The organism is Pseudomonas syringae (assembly GCF_000737245.1).
Classification (GTDB): domain Bacteria; phylum Pseudomonadota; class Gammaproteobacteria; order Pseudomonadales; family Pseudomonadaceae; genus Aquipseudomonas; species Aquipseudomonas syringae_J.
Genome location: NZ_JPQU01000045.1, coordinates 120,426 through 142,793 on the forward strand (window position 1 = coordinate 120,426; position 22,368 = coordinate 142,793).

Here is a 22,368-nt window from a genome sequence, read left to right on the forward strand (position 1 = left end):
TCAGGTCCTATGTCACTAAATTTCCCGCTGTTGCTGGTTATCGCCGTGTTCGTTTGCGGTTTGCTGGCGTTGCTCGATCTGGTCGTCCTGGCGCCTCGGCGCCGGACTGCCATCACGACTTATCAGGGCAGTGTCACCGAGCCGGATATTGAAATCGTTGAACGCTTGAACAAGGAGCCTTTGCTGGTTGAATACGGCAAATCCTTCTTCCCGGTTCTGTTTATCGTTCTTGTTCTGCGCTCGTTTCTGGTTGAACCGTTCCAGATTCCATCAGGCTCGATGATTCCGACGCTGCGGGTAGGCGACTTCATTCTGGTCAACAAGTTTTCCTACGGGATTCGTTTGCCAGTCATTGATGAAAAGGTCATTTCCATCGGTGAGCCCAAGCACGGCGATGTGATGGTGTTCCGCTACCCTAGCGATCCGAGTGTCAACTACATCAAGCGTGTAGTGGGTCTGCCGGGCGATCAGATTCGCTACACCAGCGACAAGAAACTGTTCGTCAATGGTGAGCTGGTTGCCAAGCAGTTGATCGGCACCGAGCCGGGCACGCTGGGCAGCGCAGAGCTGTACAGCGAAAAGCTCGGCGAAGTGGAGCACGAAATCCGTCAGGAGATGAGCCGCTACCGCGCGCCGCCTGACCGTGAGTGGACAGTTCCAGCCGGTCATTACTTCATGATGGGCGACAACCGCGACAACTCCAACGACAGCCGTTACTGGGATGATCCCAACATTCCCAAGGATGAATTGGGCATGGTTCCGGACAAAAACATTGTCGGCAAGGCGTTCGCGGTATGGATGAGCTGGCCTGAGCCCAAGCTCAGTCATTTCCCCAACTTCTCGCGAGTCGGGCTGATCAAGTAATCAATGCGGCGCTGTGTTTATCAGCGCCGTATGTCATTTGGGCTGGCTGACAACAGCAGTTCAATAGCACTCAGGATGTAGATTTGAACAAGGCGTTAAACGTGACGGTTAAGAACAAAAAGCTTCTTGCCCATTTGAAATATGAACAACGTGAACCACTGAACCAGTCAATCCGGCTGGCGGTGATGTTCGACGATACTTTTTGCGTGGGTAACCTGTGACAGTTTCCTTGAGTCGCCTGGAGCGTCAGCTCGGCTACACCTTCAAAGATCAGGAACTGATGGTTCTGGCCCTGACTCACCGCAGCTTTGCCGGTCGCAATAATGAGCGTCTGGAATTCCTCGGTGACGCTATCCTCAACTTCGTTGCCGGTGAAGCGCTGTTTGACCGCTTTCCTCAGGCCCGCGAAGGCCAGTTGTCCCGGCTGCGGGCGCGTCTGGTCAAGGGTGAAACCCTCGCTTTGCTGGCCCGCGGTTTTGATCTTGGCGAGTACTTGCGGCTGGGCTCAGGTGAATTGAAGAGCGGCGGCTTCCGCCGTGAGTCGATTCTGGCCGATGCGCTTGAAGCCCTGATTGGCGCGATCTACCTGGATGCCGGCATGGAAATGGCCCGCGAGCGTGTGCTGGCGTGGTTGACCACCGAGTTCGACAGCCTGACGCTGGTGGATACCAACAAGGATCCGAAAACCCGACTGCAGGAGTTTCTGCAGTCGCGCGCCTGTGAGCTGCCACGTTACGAAGTGGTGGATATCCAGGGCGAGCCGCACTGCCGGATGTTCTTCGTCGAGTGCGAGATCACCTTATTGAATGAAAAAAGCCGGGGTCAGGGTGTCAGTCGTCGCATTGCCGAACAGGTAGCAGCGGCCGCAGCACTTATTGCCCTAGGCGTGGAGAACGGCAATGACTGATTCAACTGCAACACGCTGTGGCTATGTCGCCATCGTCGGCCGGCCAAACGTGGGCAAGTCCACGCTGATCAACCATATCCTGGGTCAAAAGCTGGCGATCACCTCGCGCAAGCCACAGACCACTCGCCACAACATGCTGGGCATCAAGACTGAAGGCGCTATCCAGGCCATCTACGTCGACACCCCGGGCATGCACAAAAATGGCGAGAAAGCCCTCAATCGCTACATGAACAAGACCGCGTCGGCTGCGTTGAAAGACGTCGACGTGGTGATTTTCGTCGTTGACCGCACCCGCTGGACTGACGAAGACCAGATGGTGCTTGAGCGCGTGCAATACGTACAAGGCCCGGTGATCCTGGCTATCAACAAGACCGACCGTCTTGAAGACAAGGCCGAGCTGATGCCGCATCTGGAGTGGCTGCAAGGTCAGCTGCCAAATGCGTCCATCGTGCCGATCTCGGCGCAGCACGGGCACAACCTGGACGCACTGGAAGGCCTGATCGCCTCGCACCTGCCGGAGAACGATCACTTCTTCCCGGAAGATCAGATCACCGACCGCAGTAGCCGCTTCCTGGCCGCAGAACTGGTGCGTGAGAAGATCATGCGTCAGTTGGGTGCCGAGCTGCCTTACCAGATCACCGTGGAAATCGAAGAGTTCAAGCAGCAGGGCAAAACCCTGCATATCCACGCGCTGATTCTCGTAGAACGTGACGGTCAGAAGAAAATCATCATTGGCGACAAGGGCGAGCGCATCAAGCGTATCGGTACTGACGCGCGCCGCGACATGGAGCTGCTGTTCGACTCCAAGGTCATGCTCAATCTGTGGGTCAAGGTCAAAGGCGGTTGGTCCGATGACGAGCGCGCCCTGCGTTCGTTGGGCTACGGCGACCTGTAAGCCTGATCATCCGGTGCTGCCTTCCTGGGAGCACCGGATGCCTGTAATGCCTTCGCTTCTTTCGAGCGTCTGAATGATCAGCGTGCCTATCGGCCAACCAGCTTACGTGTTGCACAGCCGGGCGTACCGTGAAAATAGCGCGCTGGTGGACTTCCTCACGCCTCAAGGTCGGCTGCGTGCCGTATTGCGTAGTGCGAGGGGCAAGGCTGGCACTTTGGCGCGGCCTTTCGTCCCGCTTGAAATCGAATTTCGCGGCAAAGGCGAGCTGAAAAACGTCGGGCGCATGGAAGGCATGGGCGTCGCCAGTTGGTTGGTGGGGGAAGCGCTGTTCAGCGGGCTGTACCTCAATGAATTGCTGATTCGCCTGTTACCTTCCGAAGATCCCCATCCTGGCGTGTTCGATCACTATGCCGCGACGCTGCAAGCGCTGGCGCAAGGCCGACCGCTGGAGCCGTTGCTGCGTTCCTTCGAATGGCGACTGCTGGATGACCTCGGCTACGGTTTCGCGCTGGATACCGACATCAACGGCGACCCATTGGACTCAACGGGTCTGTATCGGCTGCAAGTGGATGCCGGGCTTGAGCGCGTGTATCTGTTGCAACCCGGCCTGTTCCAAGGCACAGAGTTATTAGCCATGGCGGAAGCCGACTGGACTGCCCCGGGTGCTTTGTCTGCTGCCAAGCGTCTGATGCGTCAGGCGCTGGCTGTGCATCTGGGCGGTCGGCCTTTGGTCAGCCGCGAACTGTTTCGCAAGCCGTAATCAGCCTTTATGCTCATTGACCTGTTTCGATCATTTTTCAGGAGACACCCGTGACTCATAGCACCCGCATTCTGCTTGGCGTAAACATTGATCACGTCGCCACCTTGCGTCAGGCCCGAGGCACGCGCTATCCAGACCCGGTCAAAGCTGCGCTGGATGCCGAAGAGGCCGGTGCCGATGGCATCACCGTGCATTTACGGGAAGACCGTCGTCACATCCAGGAGCGCGACGTGTTGCTGCTCAAGGACGTGCTGCAAACCCGCATGAACTTCGAGATGGGTGTCACTGAAGAGATGCTGGCGTTTGCCGAGCGCATTCGTCCTGCTCACATTTGCCTGGTACCGGAAACACGTCAGGAGCTGACCACCGAAGGCGGCCTTGACGTGGCCGGGCAGGAAGCGCGCATTCAGGCGGCAGTTGAGCGGCTGAACAAGATTGGTTGTGAGGTCTCGCTGTTCATCGATGCCGACGAACGCCAGATTGCCGCATCAAAGCGTGTGGGCGCACCCGCCATCGAACTGCACACCGGCCGTTACGCCGATGCGCAAACGCCGACCGAAGTCGCTGAGGAGCTCCAGCGCATCGCTGACGGAGTGGCGTTTGGGTTGGCAGAAGGCTTGATCGTCAATGCGGGCCACGGCTTGCATTACCACAACGTCGAAGCGGTGGCGGCCATCAATGGCATCAACGAACTGAACATCGGCCACGCTCTGGTGGCCCATGCGTTGTTCGTCGGCTTCAAGTCTGCTGTGGCAGAGATGAAGGCGTTGATTGTGGCGGCGGCGCATAAAGCCTGAATTCACTGCAGTCCAGTGTGGGAGCGGTGCTTGCCCGCGATAAGCTTGAACGCGGTCTCAGCTTAGACCGCGTCATCGTTCATCGCGGGCAAGCACCGCTCCCACAAGGGACCTAAGGCTTACGCCCCACAATCACCGCGCGCATCGGTGCAGGCAGGCCTTCCACCGTTTTGCTCTGGTCGTCCGGATCCAGGAAATCACTCAGAGACTGGTAGCGCATCCATTCCGTACCGCGCTGTTCTTCAGTGGTGGTCACGCTGACATCCACGCATCGCACATCCACGAAGCCGGCGCGGCGCAGCCACAGCTCCAGCGCGGGCACTGATGGCAGGAACCACACGTTACGCATCTGCGAATAGCGGTCTTCCGGCACCAGCACTTGATGCACATCCCCTTCCACTACCATGGTTTCCAGCACCAGCTCGCCACCTTTGACCAGGCAATCCTTGAGCGCCAGCAGGTGATCAATCGGCGATTTGCGGTGATACAGCACACCCATGGAAAACACCGTATCGAAGCCTTCCAGTCGCGCAGGCAAGTCTTCCAGGGCGAAGGGCAGGTGCCACGCAGGCAGGTCAGGCAAGTAGCGTTGCATGGCCTGGAACTGACAGAAGAACAGCCAGTTCGGATCGACCCCAATCACGCTGTCTGCACCCGCGCCAAGCATGCGCCACTGGTAATAACCATTGCCGCAGCCGACATCCAGCACACGCTTGCCTTTGAGATCCAGGTGCGGGGCGACCCGTGACCATTTCCAGTCCGAGCGCCATTCGGTATCGATATGCACGCCGAACACATCGAACGGGCCTTTGCGCCATGGTGAGAGGCCCATCAGGGCAGCGTGGGTCTGTTCGCGGGTTTGCTCATCGCAATCGGCGTCGAGGCTGAAGCTGTCCTTGAGATCGATGCGCGTGGGCATCAGATCGGGTAAGGCGTTCAGCGCGCCTTGCCAGCGCTCCAGGTCGCCGTGTCCCTTGGCCATCTTCGTGTCGAGCTGGGCTTGCAGGCCATTGGCCCATTCAGCCAGAGGTGTGCCCGCCAGACGGCGGACCAGTGGGGCAAGATCAATCATGGCAGGGCAATCAACGAGGCAAAGTTCAGGCATTGGAACCACGGCACCACCTTGCTGAAGCCTGCTTCGAGCAAGCGTTGGCGGTGTTCTTCGAGGCTGTCGGGTTTCATCACGTTCTCGATGGCGCTGCGCTTCTGGGCAATTTCCAGATCGCTGTAGCCATTGGCGCGTTTGAAGGCAATGTGCAGATCAGTAAGCAGGGCGTGTTCCTGTTCATCGTTGAAGCGCAGCTTCTCGGAGAGAATCAGCGCGCCCCCCGGTACCAGCGCCTGGCGGATACGGCTCAACAAGGCGAGTCGCTGCTCCGGAGCGATGAATTGCAGGGTGAAGTTCAGGGCAACCACCGAAGCCGGTTGAAACTCCAGCGCGAGAATGTCGCCGTCGATCACCTGCACAGGCAGCAACTCCTGAAACATCGAGTTTTGTGCATTCAGGTATTCCCGGCAGCGCTCGACCATGGCCGCCGAGTTATCCACAGCGATCACGCTGCAGCCTTCGCTACGGACATGACGGCGCAGTGCCTGGGTCACCGCACCGAGAGAACTGCCCAGGTCATACAACACGCTGTTGGGTTGAGCGAATTGCGCGGCCAGTACACCGAGGTTCTCGACGATGGTCGGATAACCGGGCACCGAGCGCTTGATCATGTCCGGGAAAACCCGCACCACGTCTTCGTTGAAGGCGAAGTCCGGCACCTGGGCCAGGGGCTGGGCGAAAATGCGGTCGGGTTCTTTGCTCACGGTGATTCCGGCGAGGGGCTGAAAAGTGCGGCATTTTAGCCAAATCCGCAGCCAAGCCGAAACATCATCTGACCGCAGGGTGGCAAAAGATCCTCAATTGACGGTAATGGCGCAATCGAAGTTCTGCTCCGGTGCAACTTCCGGTGCCCATGGCTGCTGATAAACCATCGTCAAGCGGCCGCTGCCAGCGGTTGTTGCCTGGTAGCGCCACACCGACTCCCCGGCGCTGCCCACCATGTTTCTGTCTTCGGGGTTGTGATAAACCTCAGGCCCCAGGCTACGCAGGATCGACTGCGCCGGGTTCTGAACTTGCCAGCGATAACCTGTGGTGGGCGAGCTGGGCAGGCTTAACATGAGAATCTGCCCGGTTTTCAGCGTCAACGGGCAATCGCCTTGTTCTTCAAGGCTGACCAGATGCTTGGGTTGCTGCGCGCAGGCAGCCAGAAGCGACAGGCTCAACGGGAATAGCAGACGGGCAGGGTGCATGGTGGCTCCAGTCTTCAGACGAAACCGGAGCATAACCGATGGGAATTAGTGAGGCGATGTTGTGGTTGGATCGGATCACCTGTGGGAGATTCTATGTTTGACGACGTGGGACCGGCTTCAGCCGGGAAGGCGGCATTTCAGACGATAAATACCGGGTGGATGTACTGGCCTCTTCCCGGCTAAAGCCGGTCCCACGGCGTATATCTGTGGGAGCGCGGCTTGCCCACGATGGGCATCATTGCCTGTTAAAACAACACCTTCGCCACATCCGCAAAGCGCTTGGCGAAGTGCACGGTGATGCCTTCCTTGAGGTAGTCCGGCAGTTCTTCGAAGTTTCCGCGGTTGGGTTCCGGCAGGATCAGTTCGTTGATTTTCTGCCGACGGGCCGCGATGACTTTTTCTCGTACTCCACCAATTGGCAACACATGCCCGGTCAGTGTCAGTTCGCCGGTCATGGCCACACCTTTTTTCGGCGCCTGATTGCGGGCCAGGGACAGCAAGGCGCTGGCCATGGTCACGCCAGCGCTCGGGCCGTCTTTCGGCGTGGCGCCTTCCGGAACGTGCAAGTGCACGAAGGCTTCGTCAAAGAACGTCGGATCGCCGCCAAATTGCTTGAGGTTGGAGCTGACGTAGCTGTAGGCGATTTCTGCAGATTCCTTCATCACATCACCCAATTGCCCGGTCAGCTTGAAGCCGCGGTTCAGGGTGTGGATGCGGGTCGCTTCGATTGGCAGAGTCGCACCGCCCATGCTGGTCCAGGCCAGGCCGGTAATCACGCCGGTCCCGGCAAGCACCTGCTCATTGCGGAACACTGGCATACCCAGCGAAGCTTCGAGGTCTTTCGGGCCGATCTTGATGGTCGATTTTGGCTCATCGATCAGCTTCACGACGGCTTTGCGCACCACCTTGCTGAGCTGTTTTTCCAGTTGCCGCACACCGGCTTCCCGGGCGTAACCTTCGATGACCGCGCGCAGGGCAGTGTCGCTGATGGACAGGCTGCCTTTGGAAACGCCCGCTTTCTCCAGCTGCTTTGGCCACAAGTGACGTTTGGCGATGGCGAGTTTTTCTTCGGTGATGTAACCCGACAGGCGAATCACTTCCATCCGGTCGAGCAGCGGGCCGGGAATTGAGTCCAGGGTGTTGGCGGTGCAGATAAACAGCACTTTGGACAGGTCCAGACGCAGATCGAGGTAGTGATCAAGGAATTCGACGTTCTGTTCCGGGTCGAGAGTTTCCAGCAATGCAGAAGCGGGGTCGCCCTGGAAGCTCTGGCCCATCTTGTCGATTTCATCGAGCATGATGACCGGGTTCATGACTTCCATATCTTTGAGCGCCTGCACCAGCTTGCCCGGCTGGGCGCCGATGTAGGTGCGACGGTGACCCTTGATTTCGGCCTCGTCACGCATGCCGCCGACGCTGAAGCGATAGAACGGACGGCCCAGAGATTCGGCAATCGAGCGGCCGACGCTGGTCTTGCCGACGCCCGGCGGGCCGACCAGCAGGACGATGGAACCACTGATCTCGCCTTTGTAGGCACCCACGGCAAGAAACTCGAGAATCCGCGCCTTGATATCGTCCAGACCGGCGTGATGCTGATCGAGGACTTTGCGGGCGTGCTTGAGGTCGAGTTTGTCCTTGCCGAACACGCCCCATGGTACGGAGCTGGCCCAGTCCAGATAGTTGCGGGTCACGGCATATTCAGGGGAGCCGGTCTCCAGCACCTTGAGCTTGTTGATTTCCTCGTCGATGCGTTTACGCGCCTGAGCGGGCAAGGTCTTGCCTGCCAGACGGGCTTCGAACTGTTCGATATCGGCGCTGCGGTCGTCTTTGCTCAGGCCCAGCTCCTGCTGGATAACCTTGAGTTGCTCCTTGAGGAAGAATTCGCGCTGATGCTCACCGATCTTGCGATTCACCTCGGCGGAAATCTCTTTCTGCAACCGCGCCACTTCGACTTCCTTGCGCAGCATGGGCAGGACTTTCTCCATGCGCTTGAGCATAGGCACACAGTCGAGCACTTGCTGCAGATCGACCCCAGTGGCGGACGTCAGCGCGGCGGCGAAATCGGTTAGTGGTGATGGATCATTTGGGCTGAAGCGGTTGAGGTAGTTCTTCAGCTCTTCGCTGTACAGCGGATTGAGCGGCAGCAGTTCCTTGATTGCATTGATCAAGGCCATGCCATAAGCCTTGACCTCGTCGGTCGGCTCATTGGGCTGATGCGGGTATTCGACCTCCACCAGATACGGCGGCCGATGGTGTTTGAGCCAGGTCTTGATGCGGACCCGGCTCAGACCCTGAGCGACGAACTGCAGCTTGCCGTTTTCCCGGCTGGCATGGTGCACCTTGACCAGCGTGCCGTACTCCGGCAGCGCGTCGGTGTTGAAATGCCGGGGATCTTCCGGCGGCGTGTCCATGAAGAACAGCGCCAACGAGTGATGATCGGATTTGCTGACCAGCTCGAGGGTTTCGGCCCATGGCTCTTCATTGACGATCACCGGCAAGACCTGGGCCGGGAAGAATGGGCGATTGTGAATCGGGATGATATAGACCTTGTCCGGCAGATTCTGCCCGGGCAAGGCAAGCGTGGTGCCGGTGGAGTTCAGCGTTACTTCGTGCTCGCCTTCTACGTCATCTGGTAAGTCTTGGGAATCTGCTTGCTGGTTGCTCATGGGGCACCTGCATGATTGAACATGAACCTTAGATGGGGCAATGCTCCTCAGGTTTCAATGGCGGTGGTCGATAGCCTGTTCAAGAGCAGAAAAACAAAACCACCCACGACCTGCAGGCGACCTTTCGTCGAGTCAGTTTCGATGATGGCTCAATGCCTTAATTGGTGCGTGATCTTCCGTGCCGCTGCAGTTAACCTGCTTGCGAGACACTTCGTTGCCAAGGCTGGCATTTATTTACTCGGCCTTGCCGTTGTGGACTGACTTGATGAACAAAGCTATTTCTGCGCTTGTAACCGCGTGTTTGCTGGCGTGTGCCGTATCGGCCTCGGCTACCGGGCTTAATGCGCGTCTCATGGACATGAACGGCAAGCCGGTATCCGGCGCGGTGCTGACGTTGCAGGGGCCGGGCAAGCTTGGCGGCTCACTCAAAGCGAATATGGACCAGCGCGATCAGGAGTTCTCACCCCGCGTACTGGCCGTGCACACCAACACCGAAGTCAAATTCCCCAACAGCGATAACATCCGCCATCAGGTGTATTCATTTTCGCCCGCCAAACGGTTTGAGCTGCGTCTTTACAGCGGCACGCCGTCCGATCCGCTGCTGTTTGATAAACCAGGCATCGTTGTCCTCGGCTGCAATATCCATGACTGGATGTTGGGCTATATCTACGTCACCGATGATCCGTGGTTCGCAGTCAGTGCTGAGGATGGCACCGTGAATTTTGATCTACCTGCCGGGCACTACTCGGCAACCCTGTGGCACCCCAAAGCGCCCGATATGCAGCCCGTCAGCGGCGGCGCATTTGACGTGCCTGCTGCCGGGATGAAAAAGGATTTCAGTTTCGAGGTTGAGGCCAGCGCCGAAGACGCGCCGGCTGCACCTGCTGCGAGTTCGTTTAGCGATGCCTTCCACAAGGCCGCCCACTAATGAACCTGCGCACCAGTTTTCAGGCGCGTATTGCCTGTGTGTTGACTGCCCTGCTGCTCGTTGTAGTCGCTGCGGTGTACTTCGCGGTCAAGGCGGCAACCGGTGATGCGGTGCGTTCCCAGGCCCAGACTCAGCTGGAAGTCGGCTCGCGCGTGTTTGAAGATTTGATGGACATGCGCGGCAAACGACTGCGTGACGGCGTGCAATTGATGTCGGCTGACTTTGGCTTTCGCGATGCGGTGGCCAGCTCTGATGCTTCGACCATTCGTTCGGTGTTGCTCAATCACGGCGGCCGTATCGGTGCCAGCGACATGTTCCTGTTGAGCATGGATGGCACAGTGATCGCCAGTACTGTGGCTTCGGTGCAGGAGGGCACCAAGTTCCGTTTTGACCGTTCGCTGCGTGATGCCAAACGCAAAGGTCAGTCAATGGTGATCGTGCCCGAAAGTGGTCTGCCCCATCTTCTGGTGGAAAGTACCGTGCTTGCGCCTTTGCCGATCGGTCGCGTGGTCATGGGCTTCAGCATGGATGGCGAGTTGGCCCAGGCACTGCGCTCCATGAGTGGCCTTGAAGTCTCGTTTCTGACCATCGACGGCGGTAAGCCGGGGCAACTGATCAGTACTCAGCCGCCAGAGATGTTTGCCGGTCTGACCAAACTGATGCTGAGCTCATCCCAGGGCCAGGTCGGTATGACCGAACACTCGAACCTGAGCTTTCTCAGTCAGACCTTGGTACTGGACAACATTGATGGCAATCAGGAGCAAGTGTTTGCCCTGCTGCAAAGCCCCATCGACAAAGCAATGATGGCTTTTGCGCCGCTGGATGAAAAAATCTTCTGGATCTCGATCATTGCCTTGCTGGCCTCGCTGGTGGGAACGCTGATCCTGGCGCGCAGTGTGTCGCTACCGGTTCGTGCCTTGGCGCTGGCGGCTAAACGCATCGGTGATGGTGATTACAAAACCCCGGTGCGCATGGCGCGTAGCGATGAACTGGGCATGCTGGCAATTGCCATCAACACCATGCAGCAAGGCATCGCGGTACGTGAGGATCAACTGGCGCATAACGCGCTGCATGATGCCCAGACCGGTCTACCTAACCGCGCGCTGGCCATGGAACGTCTGGGCAGCTCAATCGCTGCCCAGCGGCCCATGGCGCTGCTGTGCCTTGGCATCGACAATTACCTGGCAATCAATGAAAGCTGTGGCGCTGCCGGCGTTGATCAATTGCTCCGCGACGTGGGTCAGGAGCTAAAAGGGATGCTGAACGCTGGCGATACCCTGGCCCGGTCCACGGCTAACGAATTCCTCTTGCTGCTCGATCACACCGGCAGTGACGGCGCCGTGGCAATGGCTGACAGACTGCAACGTCTGCTCAGCCAGCCCCAGCATGTGGACGGCAGCGATGTGGTGCTGGAGTGCACCATCGGTATCGTCGGCTATCCCGCGCATGGGAGCTCGGTGGATGAGTTGCTCCAGCGTGCCGCCATCGCTCGTCGCGATGCGCTGCAAATGCCGGGGCGCCTGCAAGTCTATGAAGACGGTCGGGATCTGGCGCACCAGCGGCAGATCAGCCTGATTCGTGATTTGCGCCAAGCCGCGAAGAAGGGCGAGTTGCAGCTGCATTACCAACCCAAGCTCGATATCCGTCAGGGCATCGTGCGTCAGGCTGAAGCCTTGCTGCGTTGGCAGCACCCGCAGTTTGGCAACGTGTCGCCGGCTGAATTCATCGTCCTCGCGGAGCGCACCGGCAGTATTCAGATCCTCACCAGTTGGGTAATTGAAGAGTCGATGCGCCAAATGGCCGAGTGGAGGCAGCGCGGCCTGGTGGTGCAGGTGTCGGTGAACATTTCTGCTGATGACTTGCTCGGCGGCGACCTGGCTGACCGGGTCATGAGCCTGCTCAAGTTATATCGACTGCCCGCCGAACAGCTGATCTTCGAGATCACCGAAAGCGCCGTCATGCGCGAACCGGAACAGGCGCTGGTAGTCCTCAACCGTCTGCGTCAATGCGGCATCAGCCTTTCCGTGGATGATTTCGGTACCGGTTATTCGTCGCTGGCGCACCTCAAGCGGCTGCCCGTGCAAGAACTGAAAATCGACCAGTCATTTGTGCGCAACCTGGATGAAACCAGCGAAGACGCGGTAATCGTGCGTTCGACCATTGAGATGAGCCATAACCTGGGCCTGAAAGTTGTCGCCGAAGGGGTCGAGTATGAGCGCAGCCTCATATTGCTTGATCGCTGGCACTGCGACACGGCGCAAGGCTATCTGATCAGCCGTCCACTGCCCGCCGTCGCGTTTGAAGCATGGATGGCCAAGTCTTTTTCTTTACCCAGCCTGATGGTTCATTGAGCGATGTCTTACAAATATTCGGTGGTGTTGAGTTGCATGTTGGGCGCCTTCGTACAGATTGCCCATGCCGATAACGGTCGTCTGATTGCCACCGGTGGTGCGTCCAGCATCGAAGGTGCAGCGGGCGGCGGTATAACTCCCTGGGCGGTGCTGACCGGCTATGGCGAGCAGGGCGAATGGGGGACCAGCGTCTTTGCCACCCATGTCGATTTGCCGGATTACACCCTGGACGTCGCGGGTATGTCGGTGGCCTATGGCAACCGGGTAGAGCTTTCCTACGCTCACCAACGATTTGGCCTGGGCACTCTGCAGAAAAATCTGAGTCTGCCGGAAGATAACCTGACTCAGGACATCTTCGGTGTGAAGGTGCGTCTGTTCGGGGACCTGATCTACGACACGCTGCCGCAGGTTTCCCTGGGCATCGAATACAAGAAGCAGAATGACTTCCTGATCCCCAGCCTGGTGGGCGCCAAGCGCGATTCGGACGTTGAGGGCTATCTGACGGCCAGCCGTCTGTTCATGGGCGCAGCCTTTGGCTACAACGTCGTGCTCAACGGCGGCGTTCGTTACAGCCGCGCCAATGAAACCGGTCTGTTGGGCTTCGGCGGTGATCGCCGGGATACCCGCAGCCTGCTCAAGGAAGGTTCGGTAGCCGTGCTGTTGAATCCGCGCTGGGCGCTGGGTGTCGAGTATCGAGAGAAACCGGATAACTTGTCGTTTGCCGGTGAGAGCGATTGGGCGGACTTGTTCGTCGGCTATTTCCCCAACAAGCATTTATCCGTGGTGCTGGCCTACGCGAAGCTGGGGGAAATCGCCAAGCTGGACGACCAGAACGGGGCTTATCTGTCTATTCAGGGGAGTTTCTGACATGTGTCGTAATTTACTCGCCGGTTTGATGCTGGTCATCCTGGCCGGTTGTGCACAACAGCCGCCCAAGGATGACAGCCTTTACCACGCCCTTGGCCAGCGACCGGGGATCCAGCGCATTGTTGAAGGCATGTTGCTGAACGTGGCCAAGGATAAGCGCATCGTCGAGCACTTCAAGAAGGTGGACATAACGCGGCTGCGGGACAAGTTGACTGAGCATTTGTGTGTTGAAGCAGGCGGGCCGTGCAAATACACCGGCGATACGCTCGCGGAGGCTCACAAGGGGCTGAACCTGACCCGCAGCGATTTCAATGCGTTGGTCGAGGATTTGATTGATGCGATGGATGCCGAGGGCATTTCCGTACCCAACCAGAACCGCTTGATTGCGCGGTTGGCACCGGTGCGCGGGGAAGTGATTGAGAAGTAGGGTGCCTGTGTATATGTGATTTGTGATTTGTGTACATATCCGTTGCTGCGGTGATTGCTGCTGACGGTTCCGCCCTTACGGCGGGTCACTTTTTACAGACGCCCGGAATGCCGGCCCAGAAAAAAGTAACCAAAAACGCTGTGCCCCACCACTCGGTCCCTCGCTGGTGCTCGGCATGCCCGTAATCCGACATTGATGCGTGGCGCCGCCGCCAACGGCCATCCATGGCCTAGGGCGGCTAAACCGGCATCCCTGCCGGTTTGCCCCACGCCTCAACATCGAATTCCGGCCAGCGTGGTTTGACGGGGCGCCAAGATCAAGATCAACAGCAGATCAAGATCAATATCAACAGCGGCGACGATGGATGGAGCTACGTGAATTGAGGTAGGAGCTGCCGAAGGTTGCGAAGGCGGCTACCGATTCGCAGCCTTCGGCAGCTCCTACAGAGAATCGCGCACGCCGTTAATTCCGTGGGCGAATTCATTCACAAAGCGAATGGCACAGAAACAGCGCGGTATCCAAGAACAAAAGCAGGTCGGCTTTCAGGCCGCCTCGCGCGCTTTTGATTTTGATCTTAGGCGCCCCGTTAAACCACGCTGGCCGGAAGCCGACATTGATTTGGCGGGCAAACCGGCATGGATGCCGGTTTAGCCGCACTGGGCCAGGGATGGCCCTTTGCGGCGGCCCGCCGAATCAATGTCGGATTACGGGCATGCCGAGCCTAGGCGAGGGACCGAGTGGTGGGGCAGGCCCATGCTTACTTTTGCGCTTCTCAAAAGTGAGGCGCCGTAAGGGCGCAACCAATAGCAGCCATTACCGCAACACCGGATATGCCTCCAATAATCACCAAAAAAAACGGCCATCTCTCGATAGCCGCCTTTTCAATCACATCACATCAGCAACCCATCAATCCGGCAGTTTAAACGCCATCACGTAGTCGCCTTGTTTGGTCCCCAGGGAACCGTGACCGCCCGCCACGACCAGCACGTATTGCTTGCCGTCTTTGCCGGTGTAGGTCATCGGTGTGGTTTGCGCGCCTGCTGGCAGGCGGCCTTCCCACAGCTGCTTGCCGTTACGAACATCGTAGGCGCGCAGGTACTGATCAAGCGTACCGCTGAGGAACCCGACTCCGCCGGCAGTGGTGAACGTGCCGCCCAGGCTTGGAACGCCCATGGATAGCGGGATTGGAACCGGCGAGCTGTCACGCACGGTGCCGTTCTTTTGCATCCAGATGGTCTGATGATTGGTCAGGTCCACGGCAGCCACATAACCCCATGCTGGCGCCTGGCAAGGCAGGCCCATTGGCGACAGCAGCGCTTCGAGGATCACGCCGTATGGTGCGCCTTTGTTCGGCTGTACGCCTTCGGTTTCGCTCTTGCGACCCGGGCCGCCTTCGACTTCTGCTGCCGGAACCAGCTTGGAGCGGAACGCCATGTAGCTTGGGTTGACGAATGCGATCTGACGCACCGGGTCGACCGAAATGCCGCCCCAGTCGAACACGCCGAAGTTACCTGGATACACCAGCGAGCCTTGCAGCGATGGTGGCGTGAATGGGCCTTCGTAACGCAGCGACTTGAAGTCGATCCGGCACAGCGCCTGGTCAAACGGCGTCACGCCCCACATGTCGCTCTCTTTCAAGGGCGGCGGCATGAAGTTCAGGTCGGACTTAGGCTGGGTAGGCGAGGTGTGATCGCCTGCTACTGCACCACCAGGAACCGGTACTTCATTGATCGGGATGATCGGCTGGCCATTGCTGCGGTCCAGAACGTAGATGCTGCCCTGTTTGGTCGATACCAGAACGGCAGGCTTGATGCCGTCGGAGGTCTTCATGTCCATGAGGGTCGGTTGACCGCCCACGTCCATGTCCCACAAGTCATGGTGAGTCAGCTGCATGTTCCAGCGGACTTTGCCAGTCGCAATGTCCAGCGCAACGATGCTGGCGCTGTATTTCTCGGACTCCTCAGTACGGTCGCCGCCCCACTGATCCGGGGTCTGGTTACCCATCGGCAGGTAGAGCATGCCGAGTTTTTCGTCCACAGCGAACATCGACCACATATTGGGCGAGTTGCGGGTGTACGACTGACCTGCGGCAAGTGGAGTGGTGTCATCAGGATTACCACTGTCCCAGTTCCAGACCAGACGGCCGGTGTGGACGTCGAACGCACGGATCACGCCCGAAGGTTCGTCAGTGGAAACGTTATCGGTCACGTGACCGCCAATTACCACCAGGTCCTTGGTAACGGCCGGTGGCGACGTCGAGTAGTAACCACCCGGTGCGAAGGTGCCGATGTTGGCGCTCAGGTCGATGGCGCCTTTGTTGCCGAAGTCTTCACAGACTTTACCGGTGTCGGCGTTCAGCGCGATCAGGCGAGTATCGGCAGTTGGCAGGAAGATGCGACGCGGGCACGCATTGCTGCCGGTGCTGGCAACAGCGGGCGCGGTCGGGCTCTGTGCTGGAGCCGCTGCATCGGATGCAGGAGCGGCAGCGTACGCGGCGTCATCGTGATATGACACGCCACGGCAGGTCATGTGTGCCCAACCTTTGAAGTTGGCGGCGTTCTGGGTGCTGATTTTTGGATCGTAGCGCCAGATTTCCTTGCCGGTGTCCGGGTCCAGGGCAATCACTTGGCTGTGCGGCGTACAGACGTAGAGCATGCCGTTGACTTTGAGCGGCGTGTTCTCGGCGGTGGTTTCACCCGGATCGTTTGGCCCTGGGATGTCACCGGTGCGGTAGGTCCAGGCAGGGACCAACTTGTTGGCGTTTTCCGGGGTGATCTGCGCCAAAGGCGAGTAACGATCACCGAAGGCGGTGCGGCCGTAGGACTGCCAGTCGCCATCAGGCATGGCGGGTGCGGCGCTGGTGGTGCCTGCCGTCTCGCGGTCCAGTTGACCTTTGATTTCACCGGGGTTGGTGAACTGGCTCGCCAGTGCAGCAACACCGGCCAGAACCACGGCAACGGTCAGGCCGCTGGTGCCCAGACCGCCAGGTTGCCCACGCAGAACCGGGCGACGGAACCAGGGCAGCAACATCACAATGCCCAGTGCGAACCACAAGGCCAGACGCGGCACCAGTTGCCACCAGTCCAGACCCACTTCCCACAATGCCCAGACAGTGCTTGCAAACAGGATCACTGCATACAAGCCGAAGGCTGCGCGGCGTCCGGTGATGAGCAGCACGCCCGTGACTGCGAAGCCGATGCCGGCCAGCAGGTAATACATCGAACCGCCGACTTGCAGCAGTTTGATACCCAGACCCAGCAGGACCAGGCCCATCAGCAGGATCACCGCCCCGAGCAATGTCGGTAGCAGGCGATGTCTACTCAAAGCACCGTCAGTGCTCATAGTGTGAATCTCCAAGACAGATTTAAGTGATTGACGCTTTGTTGTGTTGCGCAGGATTCGGTGATGAATTCGCTGCAATACTTTGAAACTAGTTGTTGATACGAACTAATGACAGTAGAAATCAGCCGTCGGTCAGAACGAGGACTGAATTTTCAAGCCAGCCACCAGCGCATCGTCCACCTGATTCACACCGCCGGGATGGCGGATGAACTGCAGATTGGGGCGTACGGTGAGCCAATTGCTTACGTGAACGCCGTAATACAGCTCGGCGTTGTATTCGGTGTCTTGCAAGGGCGTGAAGGCCGGGTCGTTGTAGTCGTAGACCGCCACTGCCTGATTTTGTGCATCTGCGTTCTTGCGGTAGGCCGGATTGACATGGATACGTGCGACCGCCAGACCAATGTCGTCCTTGGGACGGGCGTCGAACGGGCCCTTGTAGAACGCACCGAGGGACACGTAGTTGTCGACCATGTTGGTCTTCTTGTCGTGCATCGTGCCGTTGGCAAACACGCTCAGGCCGCGGCTTTGATCGCTGGCCCGGCTGGTCACTTGCTGCAGCAGATTGACCCACATACCGTGTTTGCTCGACGCACTGCGATAGGTGCTGTCGGTCAAGGCAGCGGATTGGCCATTGCTGTTTTTGTAAACATCCTGGCTATCAGCGGTGCTGTAGTAATAACCCACGCGGTATTCACCCGGCAGGCCGTCCACTTTTGGTGACCAGACCAGCTCTACCGGCAAGACCGCGCCTTGGGTGCCGCTGCCGCTCAGCTTGAAGCCATTGTCATTGTCCAGATTGGACGGGTTCTGCTCGAAGACGCCGATCTGGGCGAACAGCTCGGGATTGATCTGGTACTTGGCGCGCATCGCCCATTGGCTGACGGGCCAGTTGTAAACCGTGCCGCCATCCCAGTTGCCCACCTGGGAGCCACACAACGCAAGGTTCTGGAAGTCACACGGGAAGCTGCCGAAATCTTCACCCTGATTGAAGCGGCCCAGCTTGATGCTCAGCGCCTGGTCAAAAAACTTCTGCTGATACCAAAGCTGCGTGAGGCGGGTGACGCTGCCCCGACCCCAGACCTCCTGGGATGACGACAAGGTACCAGTGCGCGGATCGCTGACCCGGTCATTGCTGATGTTGTCACCGTTGCGGTTGGTCAGCGTCAGCTGGAACTCGGCGTCATGCCAGCCGAGGATTTTCTGCAGGTCCAGATGGGCGCCAAGCGCGTATTGATCGCTGTAACGCACCGCTTTGTCATGGCTGTAACCGCCGTGCAGGTTGGAGCCTGTTTCGGAGGTGTAATCGAGTTTGAAGTCATAACCTGCTTGCGAAAGCTCGGTGCGCTTGCCGTTCCAGTCGCCCAGCATCCAGGGAGAGTCACTGTCGAAGGCGGGAGCCGCGCTGGCAAAGCTTGCGATGCCGGCGGCGGCAAATCCGCAGAGGCTTGCGGTCAGGCTCAGGCGTGAAGGACAGGGCAGGGCAAAAGCCAAAAAACGTCTCGTGTTGGCAGACATGGGTATCGTTCTTTTCGAGTTATTTGGAGAGAAGGCGTGCGGCGCTATGCCACGGCTCTGCACTGCATAAGCAGTTGCAAAATCGTTTCAGTTGGCAGGTTGCAATGATAGGGGGCTAACGGATGCGTAAACAGCGCGGAAACTGACATGGATCATTGCGGGGATTGCAATAGTGCGGGGGAGGGAAGGGCTGTGGGAACTAACGCGGGAAATTCTATGTTTGCCTGAAATCCCCCAGGACTCCACGCTCAACACAGTTCTCGGTGGGAGCGAGCTTGCTCGCGAAGGCAATGCTCCTACCCCCAGAGATATATTCGGATGTCCCGGCCCCTTCGCGAGCAAGCTCGCTCCCACAGGGGGCGCGTTCGCCCCATGGCCACCCGCATCTTGCACGGGGTGGCCGGTTATTGGTTTGATCAGAACGTCGTCCGCAGCCCCACTTCAACACTGCGGCCCTGGGCCGGGGCGATGTCGCGCAGGATCGAGCTGGCGTAGCGTACGGTCTGGTTGGTCAGGTTTTCGCCGTTGACGAACGCCAGCCACTGGCTGCCACCCAGATCGAATTTGTAACCAGCACTGGCCCCCAGGGTCGTGTAGCCGTCGGTACCCGACTCATTCTCTGGCACCCGATGCTGCGAGCTGGCGTGTTCCACATCAATGCGCGCCTGCCATTTATCCAGTTCCCACAACAGGCCGCTGTTCAAACGTAGCGGTGCAATGCGCGGCAGGGCTTCGCCGGTGTCCAGGTTTTTCGCCCGGGTGTAGTCGCCGGACAGCTCCAGCGCCAGGCTGCCGTACTGGTTTTGCCCAAGCTTCCAGTGATCCTGCGCTTCGAAACCGCTGAAGCGCGCTCGAACGCCCGAATAGTTGTATTCGGGAATGCCGTCGGCATCTTCTTCGCCTTCGTCATTCAAGGTGCGACCACTGTTCAACAAGCCGATGTAATTGGAAAAGTGGCTGTAGAACACGCCAACGCTGCCTTTATGAGTGCCGTTGTCGAAGCGTAAAGCCAGGTCGCTGGACACGGCTTTCTCCTTGGACAACCCGGCATCGCCACGCTCGAAGGTACCGGTGGCCACGTGCGCGCCGTTGGCATACAGCTCATAGAAAGTCGGTGCGCGCTCGGTATAACCCAGGGTTGCCGCCAGCGACCAGATCGGCGTCAGGGTATAGACCGCGCCGGACGACAGGCTGCCCGCAGTGAAGCTGCTGGAAGTATCGGCACTGGCGAAGCGCTCGTTGCCCTTGGCGTCGGGGTCGACGGTGGTGTGCTCGATACGCCCGCCAAGGCTCAACTTGAGGCGCTCGGTGGCTTGCAGTTCTTCGAGGATGAACAACGCGCCAGCGTTGGTATCGCTCTGCGGGACAAACGCTTCTTCACCCAGAGCGGAAAATTCGCCACGGGTGACTTGCGCGCCGATCACACCTTCCACGGGACCAATCGGCTGATGACGGGCTTCGACACGGGCTTCATATCCTTTGTTCTTGAACGTGGTGCCGACCTCGCCACCTTCGATTTCTCGATGTTCGTAATCGGTGTAGCCAGCGTCCAGTTTCACCGACGTGAACGGCCCGGACAGATTGCGGATTTCCGAGGCGAAAGCGTAATGCTCCTGCTGCATGCGGATGCGCACGTCCTGTTCAGCGGGCGAACCGTAGTTGGAGTCATAGTTGCTGTAAGACACCCCGGCGTAGCCGTCATCCCAGGTGTAGGAACCGCCCACCGCGCCGCCGTCCTGACGGCCGTCGCTGTTGCTCAACCGGTGCTTTTTGTCAGTGCCTTCTTCACTGGCGCGCTGCTCGCTGGTGCGAGCGTAGCCGGGGATGCGCAAATCATTGAATTCGCGGGCGTTGGCATCGATGTGCAAGGCGAACTGACCATTGCCGGCTTCGAGTTTGCCGGCGCTGCTGCGAGTGGTATCCGCGCCGCCGTAACGTAATTCGCCTGCACCGTGAATGCCTTCGATGGCTTCGGTCGGGATGCGGTTGTCGAACGTATTGACCACCCCTCCGATGGCACTGCCCCCATACAGCAGTGCTGCCGGGCCGCGGACGATCTCAATGCGCTCGACATTGACCGGGTCCAGCGGGACCGCATGGTCGTAAGACAGCGACGAGGCGTCGAGCGCGCCGACGCCATTACGCAGAATGCGAATCCGGTCGCCATCCTGGCCGCGAATGATCGGCCGGCTGGCACCGGGACCGAAGTACGACGAAGAAACACCGGGTTGTTTATTCAGGGTTTCGCCCAGGCTGCTTTTTTGTTGAAAGGTCAGATCGTCACCATCAAGCACCGTGGCCGGGGATGCCAGTTGATTGCTGCCCAGCGGGTTGGCGGTAATCACTTGCGGTTGCAGGTCCACCACATTGGCTGCATGGGAAGGTGAAGCGAGCAGCATGGCGGTTGCCAATGGCGAGAGGTGCCAGAGCAGATTTTTTGAAGGGCGGGACATACGGATTTCCTTGGCGATGGGCTTTAGGCAGCCCGTGTGGAGCATTGAGATGGATACGTATAGTTACAATATAACATCTCTTTATTGGTCGGCCAGAGGAACTTTTGGGAAGCGTCCTACCGTTTCTGGAGGTGAATCCTGACTGCCATTACAACGTCTTCGCACGCTAAGCTCTTCCCGCTGTCTGAAGCCTCGGCTAAGGTGCGCAGCTCTCGGGAAGTGCCTTTATTCATTCAGCTGGAAGGTTTCGCATGACCACACCCCATTCCAATCCTCTGCACGGCGTGACACTGGAACAGATCCTCAATGTACTGGTTGACCATTACGAGTGGTCGGGCCTGGCTGAGCGTATTGATATTCGCTGCTTCAAAAGTGATCCAAGCATCAAGTCCAGCCTGACGTTTTTGCGCAAGACGCCTTGGGCCAGGGAGAAGGTCGAGGCGCTCTACGTGAAGTTGCACCGCAGCAAGGGTTGGTAATTTCGCCCGGATGCAATGCCGGTCTCAAGGAATCAACGATGTACCGCAAAGACATGCTAACTGCGCAAGGATCGCGCTATTACACGCTCATCGCCGCCTGCCTGGGTTGGTCAGGGTTGGCCATTCAGCTTTATCTGGTATTGATTGGACGCTGGGCTGATGACGCCAGTTTGTTGGGCGGGTTGGTGCGGTTTTTCAGCTTCTTCACCGTATGGACCAACACCCTGGTAGCCGTCGCCTTAAGCTTTGCCTTGAGCCAACGGACCTCGGTCGTGCAACGCTTCTTCCGCCTCCCGGCCGTGTGCAGCGGCATTGCGGCCAGCATCGTATTGGTGGGGCTGGCCTATAACCTGCTCCTGCGACATCTTTGGCAACCCGAAGGCTGGCAATGGATCGCCGATGAACTGCTGCACGACGTCATGCCGCTGGCGTTCCTGCTGTATTGGTGGCTGTACGTCCCCAGAGGCACGCTGCGATTCAGGCATGTACTGCTGTGGATTCTGTATCCAGTGGCTTACTTTTCCTACGTACTGCTGCGGGGCAGTTACATCGGCGACTACATGTACCCGTTTATCAATGTCGGGAATATCGGCTACGTCGAAGCGTTCACCAATGCCGGTGGGATATTGATAGGGTTTATCGTGATTGCGCTTGTGTTGTTTGGGTTAGACCGACACGCCGCCAAGCGTTGAATCTTGGCGAACACAACATAACGTACAGACTAAAACTGGTTATCCGTAGGAGCGCGCTTGCCCGCGATGCGATTTCAATGCCGACATGTTTTTCGCTTGTGCGGATGTCATCGCGGGCAAGCGCGCT

General features: G+C 58.5%; 19 protein-coding genes. 12 read left to right on the top strand and 7 right to left on the bottom strand.

Annotated features, from left to right (window positions below; translation table 11 throughout):
• Positions 1-9 precede the first annotated feature (9 nt).
• The 6 genes from lepB (at position 10) to pdxJ (ending at position 4,223) form a co-directional block, all read left to right on the top strand.
• Entirely contained in the window at positions 10-864 is an 855-nt protein-coding gene (gene lepB / locus IV01_RS09130) for a signal peptidase I (RefSeq protein WP_032629728.1), read from the top strand.
• Between the two features lie 83 nt (positions 865-947).
• The gene (locus tag IV01_RS26700; RefSeq protein WP_154232239.1) at positions 948-1,085 is read left to right on the top strand and encodes a hypothetical protein; all 138 of its coding nucleotides are present in this window, start codon (positions 948-950) and stop codon (positions 1,083-1,085) included.
• Positions 1,082-1,771, top strand: a complete 690-nt coding sequence (gene rnc / locus IV01_RS09125; RefSeq protein WP_032629729.1) for a ribonuclease III — start codon at positions 1,082-1,084, stop codon at positions 1,769-1,771. The genes IV01_RS26700 and rnc overlap by 4 nt, the downstream gene beginning before the upstream one ends.
• Entirely contained in the window at positions 1,764-2,666 is a 903-nt protein-coding gene (gene era, locus IV01_RS09120) for a GTPase Era (protein ID WP_032629731.1), read from the top strand. Before rnc ends, era begins: the two co-directional genes overlap by 8 nt.
• 76 nt (positions 2,667-2,742) lie before the next feature.
• Complete coding sequence (recO, locus tag IV01_RS09115) at positions 2,743-3,426, top strand: DNA repair protein RecO (RefSeq protein WP_080290350.1); 684 nt, start codon at positions 2,743-2,745, stop codon at positions 3,424-3,426.
• Positions 3,427-3,476: 50 nt separating this feature from the next.
• A complete protein-coding gene (pdxJ, locus tag IV01_RS09110) occupies positions 3,477-4,223 on the top strand; it encodes a pyridoxine 5'-phosphate synthase (RefSeq protein WP_032629733.1) in 747 nt (248 codons plus the stop codon).
• Between the two features lie 112 nt (positions 4,224-4,335).
• Here pdxJ and cmoB read toward each other — a convergent pair whose 3' ends face one another.
• The 4 genes from cmoB to lon form a co-directional block, all read right to left on the bottom strand.
• Entirely contained in the window at positions 4,336-5,295 is a 960-nt protein-coding gene (gene cmoB / locus IV01_RS09105; RefSeq protein WP_032629735.1) for a tRNA 5-methoxyuridine(34)/uridine 5-oxyacetic acid(34) synthase CmoB, read from the bottom strand.
• Positions 5,292-6,035 (bottom strand): carboxy-S-adenosyl-L-methionine synthase CmoA, encoded by a 744-nt coding sequence (cmoA, locus tag IV01_RS09100; protein ID WP_032629737.1) that lies wholly within the window; start codon positions 6,033-6,035, stop codon positions 5,292-5,294. Before cmoA ends, cmoB begins: the two co-directional genes overlap by 4 nt.
• A gap of 93 nt (positions 6,036-6,128) precedes the next feature.
• Positions 6,129-6,521, bottom strand: a complete 393-nt coding sequence (locus tag IV01_RS09095; protein ID WP_032629738.1) for a protease inhibitor I42 family protein — start codon at positions 6,519-6,521, stop codon at positions 6,129-6,131.
• A 245-nt stretch (positions 6,522-6,766) separates the two neighbouring features.
• Positions 6,767-9,187 carry an endopeptidase La gene (gene lon, locus IV01_RS09090; RefSeq protein WP_032629740.1) on the bottom strand — a complete coding sequence of 807 codons (2,421 nt, stop codon included), beginning with the start codon at positions 9,185-9,187 and terminating at the stop codon, positions 6,767-6,769.
• 262 nt (positions 9,188-9,449) lie between these two features.
• Between lon and IV01_RS09085 the strand changes: the two genes are divergently transcribed.
• From IV01_RS09085 to IV01_RS09070, 4 genes are read left to right on the top strand one after another with little or no spacing between them, the layout of a single operon-like run.
• On the top strand, positions 9,450-10,115 hold the full coding sequence (locus IV01_RS09085; RefSeq protein WP_032629742.1) for a methylamine utilization protein: 666 nt from the start codon (positions 9,450-9,452) through the stop codon (positions 10,113-10,115).
• Complete coding sequence (locus tag IV01_RS09080; protein WP_032629744.1) at positions 10,115-12,466, top strand: EAL domain-containing protein; 2,352 nt, start codon at positions 10,115-10,117, stop codon at positions 12,464-12,466. Before IV01_RS09085 ends, IV01_RS09080 begins: the two co-directional genes overlap by 1 nt.
• Before the next feature lie 3 nt (positions 12,467-12,469).
• A complete protein-coding gene (locus IV01_RS09075) occupies positions 12,470-13,333 on the top strand; it encodes a DUF3034 family protein (RefSeq protein WP_032629746.1) in 864 nt (287 codons plus the stop codon).
• Between the two features lies 1 nt (position 13,334).
• On the top strand, positions 13,335-13,760 hold the full coding sequence (locus tag IV01_RS09070; RefSeq protein ID WP_032629748.1) for a group I truncated hemoglobin: 426 nt from the start codon (positions 13,335-13,337) through the stop codon (positions 13,758-13,760).
• A gap of 906 nt (positions 13,761-14,666) precedes the next feature.
• Here the strand turns inward: IV01_RS09070 and IV01_RS09065 are convergent.
• The 3 genes from IV01_RS09065 to IV01_RS09055 all read right to left on the bottom strand — a co-directional run bounded on the left by IV01_RS09065 (position 14,667) and on the right by IV01_RS09055 (position 21,070).
• A complete protein-coding gene (locus tag IV01_RS09065) occupies positions 14,667-17,102 on the bottom strand; it encodes a glucose/quinate/shikimate family membrane-bound PQQ-dependent dehydrogenase (RefSeq protein ID WP_032629750.1) in 2,436 nt (811 codons plus the stop codon).
• 132 nt (positions 17,103-17,234) lie between these two features.
• Positions 17,235-18,617: a carbohydrate porin gene (locus IV01_RS09060; protein WP_080290343.1), complete on the bottom strand. Its 1,383-nt coding sequence runs from the start codon at positions 18,615-18,617 to the stop codon at positions 17,235-17,237.
• 416 nt (positions 18,618-19,033) lie between these two features.
• Complete coding sequence (locus IV01_RS09055; RefSeq protein ID WP_032629752.1) at positions 19,034-21,070, bottom strand: TonB-dependent receptor; 2,037 nt, start codon at positions 21,068-21,070, stop codon at positions 19,034-19,036.
• Positions 21,071-21,321: 251 nt separating this feature from the next.
• On the opposite strand from IV01_RS09055, the gene IV01_RS09050 reads away from it, so the two are divergent.
• Both IV01_RS09050 and IV01_RS09045 read left to right on the top strand, forming a co-directional pair.
• A complete protein-coding gene (locus IV01_RS09050) occupies positions 21,322-21,549 on the top strand; it encodes a VF530 family DNA-binding protein (protein WP_032629754.1) in 228 nt (75 codons plus the stop codon).
• 38 nt (positions 21,550-21,587) lie between these two features.
• Complete coding sequence (locus tag IV01_RS09045; protein WP_032629756.1) at positions 21,588-22,241, top strand: Pr6Pr family membrane protein; 654 nt, start codon at positions 21,588-21,590, stop codon at positions 22,239-22,241.
• Positions 22,242-22,368 lie beyond the last annotated feature (127 nt).

What these genes read in the sequence shown, in the direction of transcription:
- lepB (WP_032629728.1), top strand. Translation starts at nt 10, where the DNA reads ATGTCACTAAATTTCCCGCTGTTGCTGGTTATCGCCGTGTTCGTTTGC.
- era (WP_032629731.1), top strand. Translation starts at nt 1,764, where the DNA reads ATGACTGATTCAACTGCAACACGCTGTGGCTATGTCGCCATCGTCGGC.
- cmoB (WP_032629735.1), bottom strand. Translation starts at nt 5,295, where the DNA reads ATGATTGATCTTGCCCCACTGGTCCGCCGTCTGGCGGGCACACCTCTG.
- IV01_RS09095 (WP_032629738.1), bottom strand. Translation starts at nt 6,521, where the DNA reads ATGCACCCTGCCCGTCTGCTATTCCCGTTGAGCCTGTCGCTTCTGGCT.
- lon (WP_032629740.1), bottom strand. Translation starts at nt 9,187, where the DNA reads ATGAGCAACCAGCAAGCAGATTCCCAAGACTTACCAGATGACGTAGAA.
- IV01_RS09080 (WP_032629744.1), top strand. Translation starts at nt 10,115, where the DNA reads ATGAACCTGCGCACCAGTTTTCAGGCGCGTATTGCCTGTGTGTTGACT.
- IV01_RS09075 (WP_032629746.1), top strand. Translation starts at nt 12,470, where the DNA reads ATGTCTTACAAATATTCGGTGGTGTTGAGTTGCATGTTGGGCGCCTTC.
- IV01_RS09070 (WP_032629748.1), top strand. Translation starts at nt 13,335, where the DNA reads ATGTGTCGTAATTTACTCGCCGGTTTGATGCTGGTCATCCTGGCCGGT.
- IV01_RS09065 (WP_032629750.1), bottom strand. Translation starts at nt 17,102, where the DNA reads ATGAGCACTGACGGTGCTTTGAGTAGACATCGCCTGCTACCGACATTG.
- IV01_RS09060 (WP_080290343.1), bottom strand. Translation starts at nt 18,617, where the DNA reads ATGTCTGCCAACACGAGACGTTTTTTGGCTTTTGCCCTGCCCTGTCCT.
- IV01_RS09055 (WP_032629752.1), bottom strand. Translation starts at nt 21,070, where the DNA reads ATGTCCCGCCCTTCAAAAAATCTGCTCTGGCACCTCTCGCCATTGGCA.
- IV01_RS09050 (WP_032629754.1), top strand. Translation starts at nt 21,322, where the DNA reads ATGACCACACCCCATTCCAATCCTCTGCACGGCGTGACACTGGAACAG.
- IV01_RS09045 (WP_032629756.1), top strand. Translation starts at nt 21,588, where the DNA reads ATGTACCGCAAAGACATGCTAACTGCGCAAGGATCGCGCTATTACACG.